This is a genomic window from Caproiciproducens sp. MSJ-32 (assembly GCF_018918055.1).
In the GTDB taxonomy this organism is placed as follows: Bacteria; Bacillota; Clostridia; order Clostridiales; family Clostridiaceae; genus Clostridium.
Genome location: NZ_JAHLPS010000015.1, coordinates 1 through 21,273, shown reverse-complemented (window position 1 = coordinate 21,273; position 21,273 = coordinate 1). Strand labels below are relative to the sequence as shown.

Genomic DNA, 21,273 nt, shown 5'->3' with positions numbered 1-21,273 from the left:
CCATTACCACAAACAGGACAACGAGGATATCCTCTCAATATACGATTTTTCTTACCCCTACAATCTTCAAAAGTAAACTGACGTCTACAGTCTTTACATTGATATTTTTGATTACCTGCTTTGTCTTTTCCAAAGCGATAGAGATTTTGACTATGGCATCTTGGACATGAAATTTTATTCAATAATTTGCACATAATTTCATCTCTCCTTCGGAGGCATTTTGTTTTTCTCTATATATAAGATAACTCAAAGGGGAGATGAAATTCAAATATCATATAACTTAACAAAACTTTATTAATTAAAAGGAGGAGAAATATGAAAAAGCTTTTAAAAAGCAGACTCTTTAGCTCATTTCTTACATTAGTAATGATTTTGGGCTTAATTACTGTTCAAACAAAAGAAGTTAAGGCTGAAACAGAAGATCAAATTGTAACTAGTGAAGCAAACATTGAAGAAGAAAATGATCAAGCTACCTTAGAAAAGGGATCAGTTGATATTACAATCCTTCACACTAATGATACTCATGGAAGGGTTAAGGCTGATTCTAGTGTTATAGGAATAGATACTATATCAGCAATAAAGAAGAGTATAAATAATTCAATCTTAGTTGATGTTGGTGATACATTACATGGATTGCCATTTGCAACTATGAATAAAGGTGAAGATATTATCGCTTTAATGAAATTAGCTGGATATGATGTTATGACACCAGGTAACCATGATTTTAATTATGGTTATGAAAGACTTTTAGAACTTGCTAATATGGCATCAACAGGAGTCAATAGCTTCCCAATAATTTCTGCAAACGTTATTAAAGATAATATTACTTTATTAGATGCAAACTATATTAAGGAAGTTGATGGTGTTAAGCTTGGATTCTTTGGTTTAACAACTCCAGAAACAGCCTTTAAGACAAATCCTAATAATGTTAAGGGACTTGAATTTGCTTCTCCTATAGAAAGTGCTAAGAAACAAGTTGAAGAATTAAAGGCAAAGGGTGCAGATATAATTGTTGCTTTAGCTCATATAGGAACAGATGAATCTAGCGAAATAGTTTCAACAATGATAGCAAAGGAAGTTGAAGGCATAGATATAATAATTGACGGACATAGCCATAGTAATTATCCAACAGGTTTTGAAGCTGATAATGGAACATTAATAGTGAGTACAGGAGAATATGGTGCAAATCTTGGACAAGTAATAATAACTTTTAATAAAGATACAAATAAGATAACTAATAAAATTGCAAGCTTAATTCCAAAAGCTACAGCAGCTACTCTAAATCCAGATGAAATAGTAGCTCAAAAAATAGAAGAAATAAATGAAGCACAAAATGCTGTATTATCAAAGGTAGTGGGAGTTTCAAAGGTTGTTTTAGATGGAGCTAGAGAAAATGTTAGAACTGGTGAAACAAACCTTGGAAATTTAATTACAGATGCTATGCTATATGTAACTGGAGCAGAAATTGCTATAACAAATGGTGGTGGTATACGTGCAACTATTAATGCTGGAGAAATAACAAAGCAGGATGTAGTTAGCGTTCTTCCATTTGGAAACTTTATAGTTACTAAATATTTAACTGGAGCACAAATCAAGGATATTCTTGAACATGGTGTTAAGGATTATCCAGCAACTGCTGGTCATTTCCCTCATGTGGCTGGAATAAACTTTGTGTTTGATGCAGAAAAAGCACCAGGAGAAAGAATTGTTTCAATAAAGATAAATGGTAAAGATATAGATATGGATGCTAAATACCTAGTTGCTGCTAATGATTTTATGGCTGCAGGTGGAGATGATTATCCTCATTTTAAAGATGTAAAAACAGAAAATGAATTCCAAGCATTAGATGAAGCTCTTGAAGAATATATTAAGTATTTGGGTGAAGTTAATTATAGCAAGGAAGATAGAATTGTAGTAGGCAAGGCAGAAAATCCAGTAGAAAATCCTGAGGAACCATTTAATAAAGCATACAAAAATTATTTCTTTTTGTATGCTTTTTTTATGTCAAAAAATGATATTTTTTAGATTATTAACAGATTTTGTTGATAAGTTTGTGGATAATCTGTTAATAAAGTATTGTAAAATTTTTCATAATTAGATATAATATTCTTGTTGGTATATTAATTTTATAATAATACATTAATTTTTATAAAAATAATTTATTATTTATAATAAATTTTTTGGAAAGAGAATTGGGGTGTTATTATGAGAGAGAATGTAAAGCTAAATGGGGTAAATTTTTTTTATGTAGAATTATTAAAATTTATGATTTTCACTGTTGTGGCTTCTTCATTAATCTACAAATTCCTATGGAAAAATAATAGTGGCGTAGTACATTCAGTGCTTGAACTGATTGGCATCTTATTTGGTGTGTCCTTATTTTTTATAGTTTGGAATAAATATAAGGATAGTCCTATAAGTAGTAGGTTTATTGCCTTTGGAATATTAGCTTCCTCAATAATTAATGTTATACATATCTATTACTACGAGCCCTTGGGAATAGCTTTTGGTGATAGAAGTATGACCTTAAAATTCTGGATTGTTGGAAGCCTCATTGATATCACTACGATTTTTGTTGCTTCCTTCGATTATAGTGAGACTAAGCTTAAGATAAAAAGGGAATTCTACTTGATTTTATCAATTTTTTGTGGTGCCTTAATGGCCTATGAAATTATTGGAACTAGTAGTATGGCGCAAGTTTTAGTAAATATCAATTTTAAGAAATTAGATGGGGTCAGAATTTTACATGAATTTACGATAATTTCCTTGGCAATACTTAGCTTATTTCGATATAGGGAAAAAATTAATGAAGGTGGATATATTTCTTATAAATATTTAGCCCTTGCTCTTATAACAATGATACCTATAGAATTATGCTTTACCAGATATGAAAGTTTTCAATCTCCTTTAGTAGTATATGGTCACGTTCTTAATGTTTTATTTTGTTATTTTTTATACAAAAGCATTTTCCAAAGCAGTATAAATTATACCTATGAGCAATTAAATAACGCCTCTGATAGATTTAATGAAATCTTAGATTCTATTCCAATTGCAATTCAAACTTATGATAGTAATTTAAGGTTGGATTTTGCAAATAGGGAGTTTGAAAAAATGTTCTGTTATAATAGGGACGAATTAATTGGATTAAATATAAAGGAAATTGATAAAGTATTTATGGAAAGTAATGAAGGAAAGGTTTCCTTAGAAGAAGAATTTTCTAATTATGATGATAGTAAAGAGATTATTACTGCTTATAAATTAAAGAATGGTAGAGATCTCAAAATTAATATGAAAATTATAAAAATTAATAATGGATTTTTATTGACAATTAAAGATAGAGGAAAGGAACAAGAAATTAATAATCTTCATATTCAAACTAAAACAGTACTAAATTCAATGCAAAGTCCAGCCTTTATTTGTGATAATAAATTAAGAATTCTTTCTGTTAATAAAGCCTTTGTAGACCTTACAGGTTTATCCGATAAAAAAGTATCAGGAATGGAAATATCACTATTAGCTAATTTCCTTAATTATACTGGAAAAAGAGTTATTTCTACTGAAAAAATTGAAGGAAGCATTATCAATGTCTATGGTACAGAAAGAAAAATAGTATTCCAAGCCTCAGATATATTAAATATATATGGAAAATCCATAGGAAAAGTTATAGTTATTACTGATATGACAGATTTTAAAGATCTTCAGGAGCAGCTTTTACATCAAGAAAAATTAGCTTTACTAGCACAAATGGGGGCAAAAATAGTTCATGAAACAAGAAATTTCTTAACAACAATAAAGGGCTGCAGCCAGTTAATAGAGGCTATAGCTAAAGATGATAAGGTTATTCAATATGCAAAAAGGATTAATTGCAATACAGATGAAGTAAATGGAATAATAAGTAATTTTTTAAGTTTATCAAAGCCTAAGAAAGCTATGCTTGAAGAGATTTCTTTTAGAGATCTTTTAGAGGCAATTAAAGTAACAATTGAAACTTCCTATTTGTTCAGGGGAATAAACATAGATTTTAAATATGATGTAGATGATAGATATATCTTATGTGATGAATCTCAAATTAAGCAGGTTCTATTAAATATATGTAAAAATGCAGCTGAAGCAATGAGTGATATGGAAGATCCTAAGTTAGTTTTAGAAGCAGGAATCATAGAAGATAATAATAGTGTATATATTAAAATTTCAGATAATGGAATAGGAATGGATGAAGAAATTTTAAGTAAAATAGGAACAGCCTTTTTTACAACAAAGCAGGGAGGAACAGGCTTAGGATTAAGTGTCTGCTATGATATAGTAAAGCAGCATGGAGGACAAATAAATGTTAGCAGCCAAAAAGGCTTTGGAACCAGTTTTACAATAAATCTTCCTGGTTTGGAAGAGGAAGAATTAGATAAAGTTATATAAAGGGGACTGACCCCATTCCATTTTTTGTAACGGGTCAGTCCCCATTTTTTAAAAAATATTTTCTCCTGCATATATAGATTAATGAGGAGGTGATAAGATGGCAGCAGTGCTAACAGATAATAAATTAGTTTTAAGATATAAGATAGGAGTTAATGATGCTGGAAGAGATGTATATAAACAACAAACAATAAAAAACATCAATTCAGAAGTTACAGATGAAAAGCTGGCAGAGATTGCAGATTCAATAGCTGCAGTTTTAGATTATAGCTTAGCTATAGTAAGAAAGGATCAAAGCTACGCTTTAACTAGATAATAATGATTCTGATAGAAGCTAGGGAAAGGGGGAATATAATTGATAGAAAGAACTTTAGTTATGGAATTTAAGGATGCCTTTGGCAAAAAGCATAGCTTATCAGTAAAGGATGTTAAGGAAGATCTTAATGAGGCTGAAATTTCTGCCTTAATGGACGAGATTTTATCAAGCGGCCTTATTCAAACAGAAAATGGAGCTTTAGTTGAGAAAGTTTCAGCTAATGTTATAACAAAAGAAACCACAGAACTTGCAATTTAATTTAAAATTCAATTTATATAAAAGGCACTATAAAAAATTTATAAATTTTATAGTGCTTTTTTTTACAAGATTGAAGGAAATACTTATATATTATCGAATTGTATAAATATACTATTCATCAATAATTTCCCAAAGTTAATTCTATTCTATAAAATATCATGTCTAAGAAAATTTAACTTCTTTTTATATAAACTAAAAATTATTTTTTACCATAAATCATAAAAAATGGTTAATTATTAATATGTAAAGGATATACCATATAGATATTTTAAAAAAATTTCCTTATTTATGATAAAATGAAAATAATTTTTAAAAAACTTATAAAATATACAAAAGTTAAAAATTTATCAATGTTGATATTTAAAAAAATATTAAGCTAGAATAATAAAAAAATATAGAAAAATATGTAATAAAACGTTATAATAGTAATTTGTGATTATAATAGTAAATGATATCCCTACCTTGTAATAAGTTGTAATAAAACAAATAGAGGTGATTTATATGGTTGTAGAATCTAGCAAAAATAAGATGGAAGGCTTAAGAGAACTTATTAATGAAATGATAGTTTCAGACAACTATGATTCAGATTTTCTAGTGCAAAAAAGTCAAGAATTAGACAAATTAATAGTACAAGCTATGAAGGAAAAGAATTTTGCTAAAAGGGTATTTGGAAATGACTATGTTTATGAATTTGAGCTTGTAGTAGACAAAATTAAAGCCTTCGATAAAATGTATGATAGCATGAGGATTGTTGATCCTATTAAAAAAGAAGTTTTAGAAATAAAAGAAGGAGAGCTAAGGAAAGTAAAATCCTTTTGTTATAAAATTTGGTATAATGATTATGTATGTGAAAATTGTATTTCCTCAAGAGCTTGCCTGAGTAATGAAATAATTGTAAAGGTTGATTTAAGTGGAAATCAAATTTATATGATGGTTGCAATTCCAATAAAAATTAATGGTAAGAGTCTTTCATTGGAGTTATTCAAGGATGTCACGATGGGCTTTCTTATTGAAAGCAGGTCAAGTAAAAATAATAAAAGCTTATTTGACTTAATAAAAAGTATAAATCAGTTTGCTGTTAGGGACAAGGTTACTGGTTTATATGATAGAAGATATATATATGAAAGACTTCCAGCAGATATAATTAAGGCATCAATAGAAAATAAACAAGTATCTATAATATTTTTAGATTTAAATTTCTATAAAAAAGATAATAATTATGATTTAAAGGAATTAGATAGCATATTAAGGGAATTGGCGGAAAAACTAAAGCAAATAATGAATATATATAGCTGGGCTGTAAGATATGAGAGGGATAAGTTTTTATTGGTTATTCCAAATGTTAGTGCATATGAATGTGATAATATAGAAAATGTGCAGATATTTATAGAAAATTTAATAGAAAAGATTTTGGAAAATAAATTTCTTCTGTCTAATAAGGAAATAGAAATAAATCCAAGCTATGGGATATATAATATTCCTAAGGGGAATAAAAATTTAGATATTGATGAAATAATTAATAAGGCAAGAAAAAATTTAAAGGAATTTAGTAGGGTTTAAAGATAGGATGCTTTTTAATTCAATAAAGGCCTTCATAGAGTCTTCGGAACTTTTTGGATAAGAGGTGTGCTAAATGTTTTTGATATTTGGAATAGATACAGTTAAAAAAGATATTCCTTATGATAAATTAATTATTTGCAGTAGATGTGGTCGATATGGAAGATACAATATCTATATGCTTTGCAAGTGTTTTAGCCTATTCTTTATACCAATTTTCAAATGGGACAGACGCTATTTTGTTGAAGCTTCATGCTGTGGGGCTTTATATGAATTAAATCAGGAAGTTGGGGATAAATTAAGAAAAGGTGAAAATATTGAAATAAGGGATAAAGACCTTGTTTATGTAGGAAATAATAATGAGTGGACTTATTCAAAAAATACATATAATAAAAGATGTGTAAATTGTGGTTACATAGCACAAGAAGATTTTGAATATTGTCCAAAGTGCGGTCAAAAATTATAGAGGGGCAGACCCCTACAAGAAGGGAAGGTACTTCTATGGAAAGTAAAAAAATATCCTATCAGGATGTAAGAAATAATGCTGAAATTAGAAGCTATATTGATTCCTCTGATAAAATATTAGGAATTGCAGGTTATACAAAACATGATGTTGGCCATGTTACAAAGGTGGCAGAAACTGCAGCTTATATTTTAAAGGAATTAGGTTATAGTGAAAGGGAGATAGAGCTGGCTAAAATAGCAGCCTTTATTCATGATATTGGTAATATGATAAATCGTCATGAACATGCTCAAACAGGAGCGGTATTAGCCTTTCAAATACTAAGAGATATGGGAATGAATCCAGAAGAAGTATTTTTAGTTACTTCAGCAGTAGGAAATCATGATGAAGGCACCGGTCAGCCAGTTAGCATAATTTCTGCAGCTTTAATATTAGGTGATAAGGTAGATGTTAGAAGAAGCAGAGTAAGAAATACTGACTTTGCTACCTTTGATATTCACGATAGGGTGAATTATGCTGTGGAGAAGGCAGATGTCTATGTTGATAAAGATAAAAAGTCAATTCAATTGTCTTTAACTATAGATACTAAGATATGCTCTTTAATGGAGTATTTCGAAATTTTCTTAAATAGGATGATGCTATGCAGAAAGGCTGCAAATTATCTAAATTCAAAGTTTGAATTAATAATGAATGGAACAAAAGTTTTATAATGGGGACTGACCCCAATCCATAAAATGGAATGGGGTCAGTCCCTTAATAGTTTCATAACATCTAAATAGTGGCTTCTAAAATCACCTTCTTCAATGTCATAACTTAAATCATATTTATAATTATCTAGGGCTGTTTCCGTTAAGTGTTTTTTCTGTTCACTTGTCAGAATGTTTACATAGTTTATTCTATTTATATGAATAGAAACTGTATGCCATATTTCTTTTAGAACTTCAATTTCAAGAGGAAGTCTAGCATCAGGAATTATTGCAATGTCAAAGTCATCTTCAACCAACTTTAGAATTTTAATTAACTCATCAATAATAATCCTTTTATTTTTACTTCTTAGCTTATCACCTAGATTTTGAAGAATACTTCTTCCCTTTTCGTCCTTTTCTCCATTCCAACCATAGATTTCTTTTGCAAGCATTTTTATATAATCAGCATAATGAAAAATAAATACCCTTAGTCCTTGAGCTTCTAAATCCTTTTTTAAATTTTTGGCAAAAGTGTCCTTACCGTGACCTGCCTTACCAGATATAGTTATGCATTTCATTAATAGCCCCCCTTTATTACTTGGGGACTGACCCTCTTCCATTATTTGTAACGAGGACAGTCCCGAAGTCCCATTAAATTATTCCCCTAGTGGGAAAAATGTATTTGAATGAGTGTATTCTTTAACATTAAAATAGCTGCCTGCAAAGACCAGGATTTTAGGTGCATCTTTATTACTTTCATTTTTATAATGAGCAAAGGTCATATATTGGCTTGATATTTTTATTTTATCATTAAATTCTGTAATAATGTGCATTTTTTTAATAATAAAAAATAGAATGGAAAAATTCCGTCTGTTTTTACAAAATTTATTAATTATTCTAAGGAGAACAAGAAATTATGAAGTTCCTTTGTAGTAGCTTCAATATCAATATTCATATGATACATATCTGTAAAGCCGGCCTCTATTATGTTACCATCGGAAGGAAATCTTCCTTGCTCAATATTAGATAATCCCATGCTAAGGGCATCTTTTGAAATTGATATAATTTCACCATTAGTTAAGTTTGTTGTAACTAATGGAAGGATTTCATTAATCATTCCAGGAAGCTCAATTAAATCAATGTCCTTAAATTTAACAAATAATGCATTTAGTACATCTCTTTGTCTTTCAGTTCTTCTAAAGTCTCTTCCAGCAGTATATCTTATTCTACAGTAGGCAGAGGCTTGAGTTCCATTTAATAGCTGACGCCCAGCAGTTGTTATATGTTCTGTATTAGTTCCATTATTTTTATCTATATTATCAATATAGGCATTTATGTGTTGTAATTCGTCTTCAGTTATTTCCATTTCAACTCCCCCTAGAGCATCTATAATCTTAGGAAGTCTTTCTAAGTCAACTTGTACAAATTTATCTATAGCTAAATCAAAATTATAATTAACTGTTTTTAAAAGAGAGGCAGGACCGCCATCTAAAATAGTATAATTTAAATTCATTTTTCCGCCCTGAGGTAAATCTAAGTATATGTCTCTCATAAGAGAACAAAGTTTTATTTTATTATTTTTTTTATCAATAGCCAAAATCATAGTTGCATCTGAAGCACTAGTTTCGTAGTATTCTGAAAAATCACTTCCTAAAAGTGCAATTAATGTTACATCCTTATATTTCTTGCTAGTTTCCTTTCCTGTATTAATAACATCTTCTCTATCGATTTCTACCCTTTCAACTTTACTAGACATATGATAGCCATATGCAACAATACCTAAAATTACTATTAAAATAGGTATTAATATAAATAGAATTAATTTCTTTTTAGACTTTTTTTTCTTCATAATTAACCCTCCACTCTAAAGTACAGGTATATTATACAAAAAAATATACAATATTGAAATAAAATTAATAAATAACAGTGCACCTGTCGTGAATTGATATTTATTGTAAATAATGATAAAATTATTTAATAGATTAATCATAGTTAAGGAGAGAGAGAATGAAGAAGTTTATATCGTTATTAATATCGTTATTAGTTTTAGTGCCAGCCACAAGCCCCTTAGCAGATGATATTAATCAAAATAAAAAATATAATAATTTTATCGAGAATAGTACAAGCCTTGGAGCTGATAATTTAAATGATAATTTAGGAAATAATTCTCCTTTAATGTCATATGGTGCTGAAAGAACAATAAATAATATAGTCATTCTTATTAGATTTAAAGGTGAAGAAGAATTTATGAATGAGGAAAAATCTATTCAAATAGAGAATTCCTATAATTTATTTAAGGATTTAAATAATGATAAGATTGCTGATTTAGATTCTGTTTCACTAAACTCCTATATTAATGATTTAACTTATGGAAGTATTAGAGTTAATAGCAGTTTTTATCCAAAGAATGATACTACATATTTATCTATTGAAGCACCAGAAACCAGGGAATATTATGAGCAATATCAAGCCGGAAGCAAAGTAGAAAATGACTTGGTTAAATGGGCTTTTGATTCTGTTAAAGCTAGTATAAATTTAAGTCCTGATGAATTAGACACAAACAATGATGGGAATATAGATGTTGTTACATTTATATGTAGTGGCTCAACAACAAAAAATAATATGCTATGGGCCCATGCAACAAATTTTTCAGGATATACAACATTAAATGGTAAGAAGTTATCTTCTTATAATTTAATCAATATAGGAACTTCTGAAAATAATATATTCAATAAAAATACTTTAAAAGTAGTTATACATGAGTTTTTACATGTTTTTAATTATCCAGATTTGTATAGATATTATTATAGTGGAACTCCTGTTGGTGAATGGGACATAATGGCTAATTCTGCTGGATATGGACAACTTCCTCTAATATATACAAGAAATTTTTATAGCAATTTAAATATTAATATTAGAGAAATTAACACTGATGGAACTTATACTCTTAAGAATTCACAAAGTTCAAATAAAAATGATGTTTTAGCTTATAAAATCAAATCACCAATGTCAGATAAAGAATATTTTATGGTTGAGTTTAGAAAGAAATCTGGGAACTGGGACAGTTCATTGCCTGGTTCAGGTCTTATAGTTTACAGAATAAATGAAAATGTAGATTATTCTAAAGGAAACAGAGAAGGTTATCCAGATCATATTTATGTATTTAGACCAGGAGAAGTTAATAGTACTTTTGCATCAGGGAATACAAGGAATGCTTTTTTATCCCAGGAATCAGGAAGGACAAGCATAGGTAACAAGGATTTAAATATTAATTTTGATTCAAATAGTTTGTTTTTTGAAGATGGTCGAAATAGTGGAATTGTAATATCAAATGTAGGAAGTGCAATGGGAGATGAAATAACTTTTGATGTAACTTTCCCAAAAGAAAAGAGTATAGAACTTACTAGCATTATAGGTAATGACAGATATGATACAGCAGCAAAATTAAGCAATTTAAATTTTAAAAGTGCTGATACTGCAATTTTAGTAAATGGACTAGCATTAGCAGACGGGTTGGCAGTTTCGCCATTAGCTGCTCATATAAATTCTCCAATATTATTAGTAAGAAATACTAGTATTCCTAAGGAAACTATCAATGAATTAAAAAGACTTGGGGTAAAAAATGTAATATTAATTGGTGGAGAAAATGTAATATCTAATAAACTATACAATGAGCTTAAGTCTTTAGGAATTTATAATATCCAAAGAATTGCTGGAATAGACAGATATGAAACTTCACTAGAAATAGCAAAATATATTGATAAAAATTATTATGATGTTGATAAAGTAGTGATAGCAAATGGATTAACAGAAGCTGATGCTATGTCTATAGCTGCTGTTTCAGGGAGAGAGAGAATGCCTATTATTTTATCTAGACCTAAGGAATTAAATATAAATTCATATAATTGGTTAAAAGCTGAAGATTTAAAGGATGCATATATAATTGGAGGAAAAACAGCTATATCTGACACTGTATTAGATAAGGTAAATTCTATAACTCATTCAAATGTATGGGGAAATAGAATTGGTGGTAGTGATAGATATGAAACTAATGCTATGGTTATTAGGACTTTTAATAATAACAATATAGATAAAATTTATTTATCTAAAGGGTTAACCCTTGTAGATGCATTAACTGCAGCTCCAATTGCAGCTAATAAAAATGGAACAATAGTTTTATGTAATACAAATTTAAGCTCAAGTCAAAAGGATGTATTATCAAATCTTAATATAAAAAATCTTATAGAAGTAGGAGGTGGAATATCTAAATTTTCTAAAGAAGAAATTATTAGATTAGCAAATTAATTATATTGATAGTTAGAATGGGGGAATTGAAAGTTGAAAAAATTAAAAAAAATAATCGTAGTAATGTTAAGTTTTATATTACTTAACGCATTTGTAGTAGTACCTAAAGCAGCAGTTAAGGAGGATATGAAAGCTGTATGGATAAGTACAGTTTATAATCAAGATTGGCCTAGTGTAAGCTCTAGAAATAATGTTGCTAAGCAAAAGGAAGAGTTTATAAAAATATTAGAGGATGTAAAAGGTCTTGGAATGAATACAGTTATACTTCAAGTTAGACCAAAGGGAGATGCTTTATATAGATCTAATATAAATCCATGGTCTGATGTTTTAACTGGAACACAGGGACAAGATCCAGGATATGATCCTTTGGCCTTTGCAATTGAAGAAGCCCATAAAAGAGGAATTAAGCTTCATGCCTGGTTAAACCCATATAGAGTTACAACTAGTGGAACGGATGTTAATGCTTTAGCAGGAAATCATTTTGCTAGAAATAATCCAGGTACGGTAATGGAATATAATAATGCTTTATATTATAATCCAGGTTTACCTGAAGTAAGAGAACATATTGTTAATACTATAGATGAAATTGTTAGAAATTATGATGTTGATGGTATTCAATTTGACGATTATTTCTATCCTGGAAATGATGTAAATGATGCAGATGCATATTCAAGATATGGAAACGGCTTAAATATAGGAGATTTTAGAAGACAAAGTGTTAATCAATTAGTTGAAGCTGTTAATAATAGAATAAACAGCATAGATGCAAGTGTTGATTTCGGAATTAGTCCAAGAGGTATTTGGAAAAATAAATCAAGCGATTCAACTGGTTCTGATACTAAAGGAGGACAAAGTTACTATGATATTTATGCAGATACAAGAACTTGGATAAAAAATGAATGGATAGATTATGTTGCACCTCAAATTTACTGGAAAATAGGAGATGAAATTGCTGACTATGCAAAGTTAGTAGATTGGTGGTCAAATGAGGTAAACGGAACAAGTGTTGATTTATATATTGGACATAATGTATATACTGCTGGTGTTGCAGCTGAAGTGGACAAACAAATAAGTTTTAATAGACAATATCCTAATGTAAAGGGAAGTATATTCTTTAGATATAGTTTTATTAGAGATGATTTTCAAGGAATAAGACAAAAAATTCAAAATTCATTAACAGTTCCAGTTGTATCATTAGCTGGAAGTGATAGATATGAAACTGCTGTAAAGTTAAGTCAAAGCCAATTTAATAAAGCGGATACAGTAGTAATAGCAAATGGTTTAGCAATGGCAGATGGATTAGCTGCTACACCTTTAGCAACAGAATTAAAGGCTCCTATATTGCTGACAAGAAGCAATCTAATACCAGATTCCACTAAGGCTGAAATTAGAAGATTAAATGCTAAAAAAGCAATTATAGTAGGTGGTAATACAGTAGTAGATGCAAATGTTGAAGCAGCTTTAAGATCCCTTGGAATTAATCAAATTGAAAGATTAGGGGGTAGTGATAGATATGCTACTTCACTTAAGATAGCTCAGTATATAGATGCTAATCTTTATGATATTGAAAATATTGTTGTAAGTAATGGACTTGGAGAAGCTGATGCTTTATCAATAGCAGCTGTAGCTGGTAGAGATAGAATGCCAATAATATTAACAAGAGTTGATAAATTAAATGATGATATTTACAATTGGCTAAAGGGTGAAGCTTTAAATAATGCTTATATTATTGGTGGAACAACAGTTGTAAGTAATAATTTATTAAATTCAGTTAATGGTATAACTGCAACAGATATTAGTGTAAATAGACTAGGTGGAGCAAACAGATATGATACAAATGCGATGGTAATTGAAAGGTTTTATGGCAGTAATTTAAATAAGGTTTATGCTTCGAAGGGATTAGTACTAGTAGATGCATTAAGTTCTGGACCAATTGCAGCTTTAAATGGAGGAGCAGTAGTTTTATGTAATTATGATTTAAGTAATTCTCAAAAGAATATTTTAAGTGTAAAAACTGCTAATACTGTTTATCAAGCTGGTGGTGGAATTTCTGCTAATGCAATAAATTCTTTAAGAACTGCATTAAAGTAGTCCTAATCATATATTTGTGTAATAAAATACTTATAATGTTTGTTTTTTAGAACATTATAAGTATTTTTGTTTTAATAATGTCACAAAAAATTCATACAAAAATGTAAGAAAAATAAGTTTAAATTCGACAAAGTGATTAACATAAAAAGGAAACGATTTTTTGTTTTGATATTATTTACTAAAAAAAGCAATTGTTTATTTAAAATTAAAATTAAATTTTAATAAAATAAAAAAACAATCAAAAAATGAAAAAACTTCATGAAATAGAGCGTTAATAGTAGATGTTTACTTTAAAATATTTATATGATATAATTGTTTTGCTAATGGTAAAATACTGTAAATATAAGTAGAAATAATTGCTTTGATTACTGTAAACTAGTTACTTGAAGTTTATAATATCTTATTAAGGGGGGAGAAGCTTTGTGGATAATATAAATACAAATATAGAAATAAGTAATACGCAAAAAAGTATTGATATATCAAATAAAGAAAGTAAATTTGTATATAATTCTTTTAAAAGAACAATCGACATTATAGGTTCTTTATGTGGGCTAATATTATTAAGTCCTCTATTAATAGTGGTAGGAATGTTAATAAAATTAGATTCTAAAGGACCTATTATATTTGCTCAAAAAAGAGTTGGTTTAAATGGCAGAGAATTTAAAATGTATAAATTTAGATCTATGGTTGTGAATGCTGAGGAATTAAAGGACAAGCTTAAGGAAAATAACGAGATGTCTGGGCCAATGTTTAAAATGAAAGATGACCCTAGAATAACTAAAATAGGTAAGTTTATTAGAAAAACAAGTATAGATGAATTACCACAACTATTTAATGTTCTTAAAGGGGATATGAGTTTAGTTGGACCACGTCCAAGTTTACCTAAGGAAGTTAAAGAATTTGAACCATGGATGTTAAAAAGACTAGAAGTTAAACCTGGACTTACGTGTTATTGGCAGGTTATGGGGAGAAATAGTATAGATTTCGAAGATTGGATGAAATTAGATATAAGGTATGTTAATGAAAGAAGTCTATGGCTGGATATAAAATTAATATTTAAAACATTTTTTGTTCTTTTTGGGGATAAAAATGCAATTTGAAAAACTATTTATTTATATATTGGAGGAATAATATGAAATTAAGCATAATAATTCCAATTTATAATATGGAAAAATATTTAGAGGAATGTATTGAGAGCATTTTTAATAACAAGAAAATTAATTATGATTTTGAAGTTATCTGCATAAATGATGGTAGCACAGACTCATCATTAGAAATATTAGAAAATTATAAAGAAAAATATTCAGCAGATAAGTTAAAAATAATAAGTATAAAAAATTCGGGAGTTTCAGCAGCTCGAAATATTGGTATAAAAGAAGCAAGAGGAGAATATATTACATTTATTGATTCTGATGATTGGATTTCTGATGATTTTCTAGAAAGTACTTTTACAGCCATAGATGAGAATCAAGATAGTGAATTATATATATTTAATACTGATTTTGTTGGAAAAAAAACAATAAAGCATAAGGAAAAAATTTCTGATACTGTATTTAACACAGAAAATCATGTATTTGCTAAGATTTTTAAAAGAGATATAATTGAGAAAAATGACATAGAATTTCCGGTGCATCTTAAATTGGCTGAAGATATGGTGTTTACATTTAAGTATATACTTATGATAAGTAAAATTAAATATATAGATAAAAGCATATACTGTTATAGATGCAATAGAGAGGGATCTACTATGACGACACAAGTTAGTAGATTCTATAATCAAATATTTTATGCATGTGATGAGTTGTATAACTATTCTATAGAAAAAAAGAAATTCTCTGATTTTAAGGAGGAATTAGAATATTTGTTTATAAAAAATATTCTAATTAGAAATACACCTAAAATTATTAAAAGTAATAGAAATATTAAAGTAATATATAAAGAAATAAAAGAAGAAATACTATATATTAATAAAAGGTTTCCTAATTGGCAAGATAATAAATATATAAAACAAGATGCTGATGGATATTGTAATGAGAAATTAGGTAAGTATTATAGGGAGGTACTGGTTAATTTGAAGCGTGGAAAATATATCCAGGTTATTTGGTGTTTTTGCAAAGGGAAGCTAAAAGGAGGAAGGCTTAGATGAGGGTAGTAAGTAAGGATGGTGATAATATAATTTCCTGGAGTATTATATTAATACCATTATTTTGGATATTAGGTGTAAAGTTTGTATTTTTTCAAGTTTCGGCACTTATTATTTTGCTGTTAAATATAAAAAATAAATCAATTATTAATAGATTCACAAGTAACAGAGAGAATAAATTATTTGTGATGTTATTGATGGGATTCATATTAAGTAATATTATAGCTATTATAATTAATCCCATGGGATTTAAAGCAAGTGAATTTATTTCCACTTTTTATCATTTAAGCTATTGGGGTTCAGGAATTATAATAACAATATATCTTGTAAATTCTGATGATGAAACAAATTCTTTTAAAGCAATAAAAAATGCTATTTACATATTAGCAATTTTTCAAGTGATTATATTTATAATATCAATTATGCAATGGAACATAGGAGATGTTTGGAAGGAAAGACATGGACTAATATACAATCTTATTCCTTTTATGTCAGAAAACACTTTTTTGTCGGAAGTTACTTCTATTAATTTATCTTTTGCAGATTGGGTAAATGGTTCTGCTAAGTATAGATTCAATGGATTTTATATTTATCCAGCAACGGCTGGAATTACTACATTCTATATACTATGCTATCTAGGAGGATTTAATAAACTTAGAGTAAAGAAATATAATGATATAATTAAATATTTTACAATTATTACATTATGTATATGTATATATCTTACTAGAAGTAGAATGGTATATTTAAGTATAATTGTAGGTTTTTTATTTACAAGTATATTACTTATATTAAGCAAGAAAAATTTTAAATATATTATATATACAATCATAGGGTTAGTTTTCATATCCATAATCTTGATATTTTCCTTTGATATAATAGATAAAATTATATTGGCAAGACCAGAAAGTTCAATAGATAGATTCAGCACATATATATATAGTATAAAAACAGCACTTAAATACCCATTTTTTGGTGTTGGGGATAAATTTGCTGTTGAAGGAGTATATTTGTTAATCGGTTCTCATTCAACTTATACTAATATACTAGTGAGAAGTGGATTTATTGGTTTATTATTTTTCCTATCTTCATTAATAGTAGTATTTGTAAAAATATTGAATAATAAAAAGAAAATTGGATGCATTAAGAGTAGGAACTTATGGTTTGTAACTTCTCTCTTATTCTTTACAACTTGTATATGGATGGCAACTGAAGAAATTGATTGGCCTTCAATAACAATATTTATGTTTTTTATAAATATTGCTATAATTTTTTCTTTTGATAAGATAGCTACTAATTTTAATGAACTTGCATATAAAAATATTAAAATTTGTTTTCCTACATCAAGTGGAGGTCATTTAACACATTTATTACAAATAAAAGATGTGTGGGAAAATAAAGAAAGATTTTGGGTAACATTTAAAAAAATTGATGCAGAGTCTGCATTAAGGAAAGAAAAAGTTTATTGGTGCTATTATCCAACAAATAGAAATGTTAAAAATTTATTAAAGAATACATTTTTAGCTATTAAGATTATTTTTAAGGAGAGACCAGATTTAATTATATCTACTGGAGCTGCTCCGGCAATCCCGTTTTTTTACATTGGAAAAATATTTGGGGCGAAATTAATATATATAGAAGTTTATGATAGAATTGATTTACCTACTTTAAGTGGAAAAATTATTTATCCAATTTGTGATGAGTTTATAATTCAATGGGAAGAACAAAGAAAATATTACAAGGATAGCAAACTATTAGGAGGTTTATTTTGATATTTATTACAGTAGGCACACATGAACAACAGTTTAATAGGTTAGTTAAAGAAGTAGATAAATTGAAGGAAAGTGGAGTTATTAAAGAAGATGTTTTTATTCAACTTGGATATTCAGATTATATTCCTAAAAATTGTGAATGGAAAAAAATGATAAGCTATGATGAGATGGATAATTATATTAGGAATTCTAGAATTGTAATAACTCACGGGGGACCGGGGAGTATTTTTCAGTGCATAAACTATAATAAAACACCAATAGTTGTCCCAAGAAATCCAGAGTATGATGAACATGTTGATAATCATCAAATTGAATTTGTAAGGAAGTTAAATGATAAGAAAAGTGTAATTGGAATTGAAGACATTAGCGAACTAGAAAATATAATAATAAATTATACAGCTTTAGTTAGTGAAAGAGAATCACATGGTTCTTCAAATGTAGAGAATTTTAATAAAAAGCTATCTGTAGTAATAAAAGATATAATGTGTAGGTGATAAAGTGATTAATAAAAAGATATCAGTTATAATGAGCGTTTATAATGAGAAAGAAATATGGTTAAAAGAAGCTATAGACTCTATATTAAATCAAACTTTTCATAACTTTGAATTTATAATTATAATGGATAAACCTGATAATCAGAATTTAATCAAATTATTACGAGGTTATGAGAAAATTGATGAAAGAATTAGGGTTTATGTAAATGAAAAGAATATGGGGTTAGTAAGATCATTAAATAAAGCATTGAAATTATGTAGTGGTGAATTTATAGCTAGAATGGACGCTGATGATTATAGTTATCCAGAAAGATTTAAAAAACAGATAGATTTCTTTTCAAAGAATCAGAATATAGATTTATGTGCAACTGGCGTAGTTATAATGGATGAGAATGGCAATGAAATGTATAAGGCAAAAATTTATGGAACAACTCCTAAAAGAGCAGAAAAAAGCTTAATATATAGAAATGTTTTTCCACATGGGTCTTGGATGATTAGAAAATCAAAAATAGATGAATTAGGTGGATATTTGGAGATAAATCAAGCAGAAGATTATGATCTTCTGTTTAGAATGCTGGATAGAGGTATGAAAATTTCAGTTATACCTGAATATCTATTTAAGTATAGGTTAAGGAATACTGGTATATCATATAAAAATTTATATAAACAAAAAAAGGTTATGTTAAATATTTCAGAACAATACGTGAAAGCTACTAAGGAAAATAAAGAGTATGTTTACCGTGAAGATAAGGATGAAACTGAGGAGAATGCTTATGAGATTGAAAAGTATTCTTATTATCAAGAGTTATATACATCATCAATAACAGACATAAGAAACAAACATTTTGGTAGAGGAGCTATTGGTATTATTAGAACTTTTTGTTTTTCTAGTTATAAAAGAAAGGAAATAAAATCAACAATAGCTTTAAAGATTATAAATAAGATCTATAAATAAAGATGCATAGTTTAGAATTATATGAATTGCTGGAGCTAAAATAACTTTAACTTTTAAATATTATTTTAATAAAAATTTAATAAGGTTTTATTTATTGAATTCCAGCTACTGTCTTTATTACTAAGCAAGGTGAAAGTACGTAATAGATTATAAGCTATTTAGTCTCATATGTTTTTATTATTCTTGAAATTAATATATTCATTAATAAGGATCTTTATACTAATGTAATGTAAGGGGGAATTAAGATAAAAAAAATAGCGTTTATACCACCAGGAGAATTACCAATACCATCTGTTAAAGGTGGAGCTATAGAGACTTTAATGGATTACTTAGTAGATGAAAATGAAGGTAGTAATGAATATGAATTTGTTGTTTATAGTATATTTGATAAGGAGGCTAAAAAGAAGTCTAAAATATACAAAAACACAAAATTTGTATATATTCCTATTAATAGAAATTTAAATAAGATTAATAACTTTATTATAAAAGTAGTAAGGAAAATATTTAAAATTGAACTTAAAACTTTATTAATAAGGGAGATTATAAAATACTTAAGGAAAGAAAATTTTGATAAAATAATTGTAGAAGGAAATGAAGTTCAAATTTTGCAATTAAGAAAATATTATAAGGGGAAATTATATTTTCATGCACATCATGATGCTTTTAATACTTGCAAAATTAATCCTAATAAAATCATAGACAGCTGTGAAAAAGTAATTACAGTTAGTGAATATATAAAAGAGAGAACTTTAAATGTATGTAGTGTTAAAAATTATGATAAGATTATAAAAGTTGAAAATGGTATAGATAATAAAGTTTTTAATAAAATGTTATATATTGATGAAAAGATACAATTAAGAAATAAGTATGGTATAAAAGATGATGAACTTGTAATTATGTTTACTGGTAGAATAATTAAGGAAAAGGGAATAAAAGAGCTAATAGAGGCTTTAAAGAAAAAAATTCTAGAAATTATTAGTTTGGATAAGGCTTCTATTATGAAATATAGAAAGCAATTATATAATTCATGCAAAACTAAGTTCAGTCATGAAAAAAAAGTTGAATTTATTAATAGTTTAATGAATGATTAAGTGATAATAATTAAATATTTTTGGATTGTGTTAAATAAATATGAAAAAATAGCGTAGCTATTCGTATAATTACACAAGATTACACAGTTTTTTATGTAATTTAAATTAATAAACTATAATCATACTGGAGTTATGAAAAAAGGCATGCCGAAGGCACCTACGTAAAACTTAAAAAATGTAGGTGTATTAAGAATATATGGTTTATTTGAAAATTAAGCAGACAGAAGCCAGTTATTAATATTTTTTTCATCAACTAAAATACCAGCAACTTGTGCAGGAGTTAGGTTGTTTAAAGAGTAGTGAGGTCTTAAAAAATTATAATGGAAAATAAACATTGCAATTAGAGTGTTTGCACTCTCAAATGATTTAAAACCTCTTTTACGTTTATACCAGTCTTTAAATGTATCATTAAAAGCTTCTATCAAGTTGTTTGAAATATCGTCTTTAAATGATTGAACTTTTATGTGTTTTGAAGTATTAAAAATAGTTTTAGTAGCAAGATTATATGAGCCTAATCTATCTGTCACAATAGCTGATGGACATCCAAATTTACTTGCAGATTTAAACAAAGCGAAAGCTTGAGAAGCATCTCTTGAAGCAGATAAATTAAAAGCAAGAACCATTCTGGTTTCTGAATCTATAATTAACCAAAGATAATGTTTTTTACCATTAATAAAAACAACAGTTTCATCGGCATGCCATTCATCAGAGGCACTTAAATCAAGATTTTTA

At 27.9% G+C, this 21,273-nt stretch carries 19 protein-coding genes; 15 read left to right on the top strand and 4 right to left on the bottom strand.

Annotated elements, in window-relative coordinates; translation table 11 throughout:
- The coding region (locus KQI16_RS12855; protein WP_442861798.1) for an IS1/IS1595 family N-terminal zinc-binding domain-containing protein at positions 1–194 on the bottom strand (194 nt) is incomplete at its 3' end.
- 121 nt (positions 195–315) lie between these two features.
- Here KQI16_RS12855 and KQI16_RS02010 point away from each other — a divergent pair.
- The 7 genes from KQI16_RS02010 (at position 316) to KQI16_RS01980 (ending at position 7,714) form a co-directional block, all read left to right on the top strand.
- Entirely contained in the window at positions 316–2,025 is a 1,710-nt protein-coding gene (locus tag KQI16_RS02010; RefSeq protein WP_216431814.1) for a bifunctional metallophosphatase/5'-nucleotidase, read from the top strand.
- Between the two features lie 180 nt (positions 2,026–2,205).
- Positions 2,206–4,413, top strand: coding sequence for an ATP-binding protein (locus tag KQI16_RS02005; RefSeq protein ID WP_216431812.1), 2,208 nt, complete (start codon positions 2,206–2,208; stop codon positions 4,411–4,413).
- A gap of 97 nt (positions 4,414–4,510) precedes the next feature.
- Positions 4,511–4,726: a DUF1659 domain-containing protein gene (locus KQI16_RS02000; RefSeq protein ID WP_216431810.1), complete on the top strand. Its 216-nt coding sequence runs from the start codon at positions 4,511–4,513 to the stop codon at positions 4,724–4,726.
- A 39-nt stretch (positions 4,727–4,765) separates the two neighbouring features.
- Positions 4,766–4,984 carry a DUF2922 domain-containing protein gene (locus KQI16_RS01995; RefSeq protein ID WP_216431808.1) on the top strand — a complete coding sequence of 73 codons (219 nt, stop codon included), beginning with the start codon at positions 4,766–4,768 and terminating at the stop codon, positions 4,982–4,984.
- Between the two features lie 501 nt (positions 4,985–5,485).
- Positions 5,486–6,544 carry a diguanylate cyclase domain-containing protein gene (locus KQI16_RS01990; RefSeq protein ID WP_216431806.1) on the top strand — a complete coding sequence of 353 codons (1,059 nt, stop codon included), beginning with the start codon at positions 5,486–5,488 and terminating at the stop codon, positions 6,542–6,544.
- A 73-nt stretch (positions 6,545–6,617) separates the two neighbouring features.
- Positions 6,618–7,007 carry a zinc ribbon domain-containing protein gene (locus KQI16_RS01985; protein ID WP_216431804.1) on the top strand — a complete coding sequence of 130 codons (390 nt, stop codon included), beginning with the start codon at positions 6,618–6,620 and terminating at the stop codon, positions 7,005–7,007.
- 35 nt (positions 7,008–7,042) lie between these two features.
- Positions 7,043–7,714 (top strand): HD domain-containing protein, encoded by a 672-nt coding sequence (locus KQI16_RS01980; RefSeq protein WP_216431802.1) that lies wholly within the window; start codon positions 7,043–7,045, stop codon positions 7,712–7,714.
- A gap of 35 nt (positions 7,715–7,749) precedes the next feature.
- Here the strand turns inward: KQI16_RS01980 and KQI16_RS01975 are convergent, their stop codons facing one another.
- Positions 7,750–8,268, bottom strand: coding sequence for a hypothetical protein (locus KQI16_RS01975; RefSeq protein ID WP_216431800.1), 519 nt, complete (start codon positions 8,266–8,268; stop codon positions 7,750–7,752).
- Between the two features lie 314 nt (positions 8,269–8,582).
- Entirely contained in the window at positions 8,583–9,539 is a 957-nt protein-coding gene (locus tag KQI16_RS01970; protein WP_216431798.1) for an LCP family protein, read from the bottom strand.
- A 158-nt stretch (positions 9,540–9,697) separates the two neighbouring features.
- On the opposite strand from KQI16_RS01970, the gene KQI16_RS01965 reads away from it, so the two are divergent.
- The 8 genes from KQI16_RS01965 (at position 9,698) to KQI16_RS01930 (ending at position 20,541) form a co-directional block, all read left to right on the top strand.
- A complete protein-coding gene (locus tag KQI16_RS01965) occupies positions 9,698–11,995 on the top strand; it encodes a cell wall-binding repeat-containing protein (protein WP_216431796.1) in 2,298 nt (765 codons plus the stop codon).
- Positions 11,996–12,028: 33 nt separating this feature from the next.
- Positions 12,029–14,086 carry a family 10 glycosylhydrolase gene (locus KQI16_RS12850; protein ID WP_286172836.1) on the top strand — a complete coding sequence of 686 codons (2,058 nt, stop codon included), beginning with the start codon at positions 12,029–12,031 and terminating at the stop codon, positions 14,084–14,086.
- A 443-nt stretch (positions 14,087–14,529) separates the two neighbouring features.
- Positions 14,530–15,186 (top strand): sugar transferase, encoded by a 657-nt coding sequence (locus KQI16_RS01955; protein WP_216431815.1) that lies wholly within the window; start codon positions 14,530–14,532, stop codon positions 15,184–15,186.
- A 32-nt stretch (positions 15,187–15,218) separates the two neighbouring features.
- On the top strand, positions 15,219–16,232 hold the full coding sequence (locus tag KQI16_RS01950; RefSeq protein ID WP_216431795.1) for a glycosyltransferase: 1,014 nt from the start codon (positions 15,219–15,221) through the stop codon (positions 16,230–16,232).
- Positions 16,229–18,001, top strand: coding sequence for a PssD/Cps14F family polysaccharide biosynthesis glycosyltransferase (pssD, locus tag KQI16_RS13280; protein WP_216431793.1), 1,773 nt, complete (start codon positions 16,229–16,231; stop codon positions 17,999–18,001). The genes KQI16_RS01950 and pssD overlap by 4 nt, the downstream gene beginning before the upstream one ends.
- On the top strand, positions 17,998–18,495 hold the full coding sequence (gene pssE / locus KQI16_RS01940) for a PssE/Cps14G family polysaccharide biosynthesis glycosyltransferase (RefSeq protein ID WP_216431790.1): 498 nt from the start codon (positions 17,998–18,000) through the stop codon (positions 18,493–18,495). The genes pssD and pssE overlap by 4 nt, the downstream gene beginning before the upstream one ends.
- A 4-nt stretch (positions 18,496–18,499) precedes the next feature.
- The gene (locus KQI16_RS01935; RefSeq protein ID WP_216431788.1) at positions 18,500–19,450 is read left to right on the top strand and encodes a glycosyltransferase; all 951 of its coding nucleotides are present in this window, start codon (positions 18,500–18,502) and stop codon (positions 19,448–19,450) included.
- A 320-nt stretch (positions 19,451–19,770) separates the two neighbouring features.
- Positions 19,771–20,541, top strand: coding sequence for a hypothetical protein (locus tag KQI16_RS01930; protein WP_216431785.1), 771 nt, complete (start codon positions 19,771–19,773; stop codon positions 20,539–20,541).
- A 212-nt stretch (positions 20,542–20,753) separates the two neighbouring features.
- Here the strand turns inward: KQI16_RS01930 and KQI16_RS01925 are convergent.
- Positions 20,754–21,273 (bottom strand): IS6 family transposase (locus tag KQI16_RS01925; protein WP_216431783.1); only part of this gene is annotated, 520 nt, incomplete at its 5' end.

Bases quoted from the DNA above. Each gene is read 5' to 3' on its own strand.
- KQI16_RS02010 (WP_216431814.1), top strand. From the start codon at position 316: ATGAAAAAGCTTTTAAAAAGCAGACTCTTTAGCTCATTTCTTACATTA.
- KQI16_RS02005 (WP_216431812.1), top strand. From the start codon at position 2,206: ATGAGAGAGAATGTAAAGCTAAATGGGGTAAATTTTTTTTATGTAGAA.
- KQI16_RS02000 (WP_216431810.1), top strand. From the start codon at position 4,511: ATGGCAGCAGTGCTAACAGATAATAAATTAGTTTTAAGATATAAGATA.
- KQI16_RS01990 (WP_216431806.1), top strand. From the start codon at position 5,486: ATGGTTGTAGAATCTAGCAAAAATAAGATGGAAGGCTTAAGAGAACTT.
- KQI16_RS01985 (WP_216431804.1), top strand. From the start codon at position 6,618: ATGTTTTTGATATTTGGAATAGATACAGTTAAAAAAGATATTCCTTAT.
- KQI16_RS01980 (WP_216431802.1), top strand. From the start codon at position 7,043: ATGGAAAGTAAAAAAATATCCTATCAGGATGTAAGAAATAATGCTGAA.
- KQI16_RS01975 (WP_216431800.1), bottom strand. From the start codon at position 8,268: ATGAAATGCATAACTATATCTGGTAAGGCAGGTCACGGTAAGGACACT.
- KQI16_RS01970 (WP_216431798.1), bottom strand. From the start codon at position 9,539: ATGAAGAAAAAAAAGTCTAAAAAGAAATTAATTCTATTTATATTAATA.
- KQI16_RS01965 (WP_216431796.1), top strand. From the start codon at position 9,698: ATGAAGAAGTTTATATCGTTATTAATATCGTTATTAGTTTTAGTGCCA.
- KQI16_RS01950 (WP_216431795.1), top strand. From the start codon at position 15,219: ATGAAATTAAGCATAATAATTCCAATTTATAATATGGAAAAATATTTA.
- pssD (WP_216431793.1), top strand. From the start codon at position 16,229: ATGAGGGTAGTAAGTAAGGATGGTGATAATATAATTTCCTGGAGTATT.
- KQI16_RS01930 (WP_216431785.1), top strand. From the start codon at position 19,771: ATGGATTACTTAGTAGATGAAAATGAAGGTAGTAATGAATATGAATTT.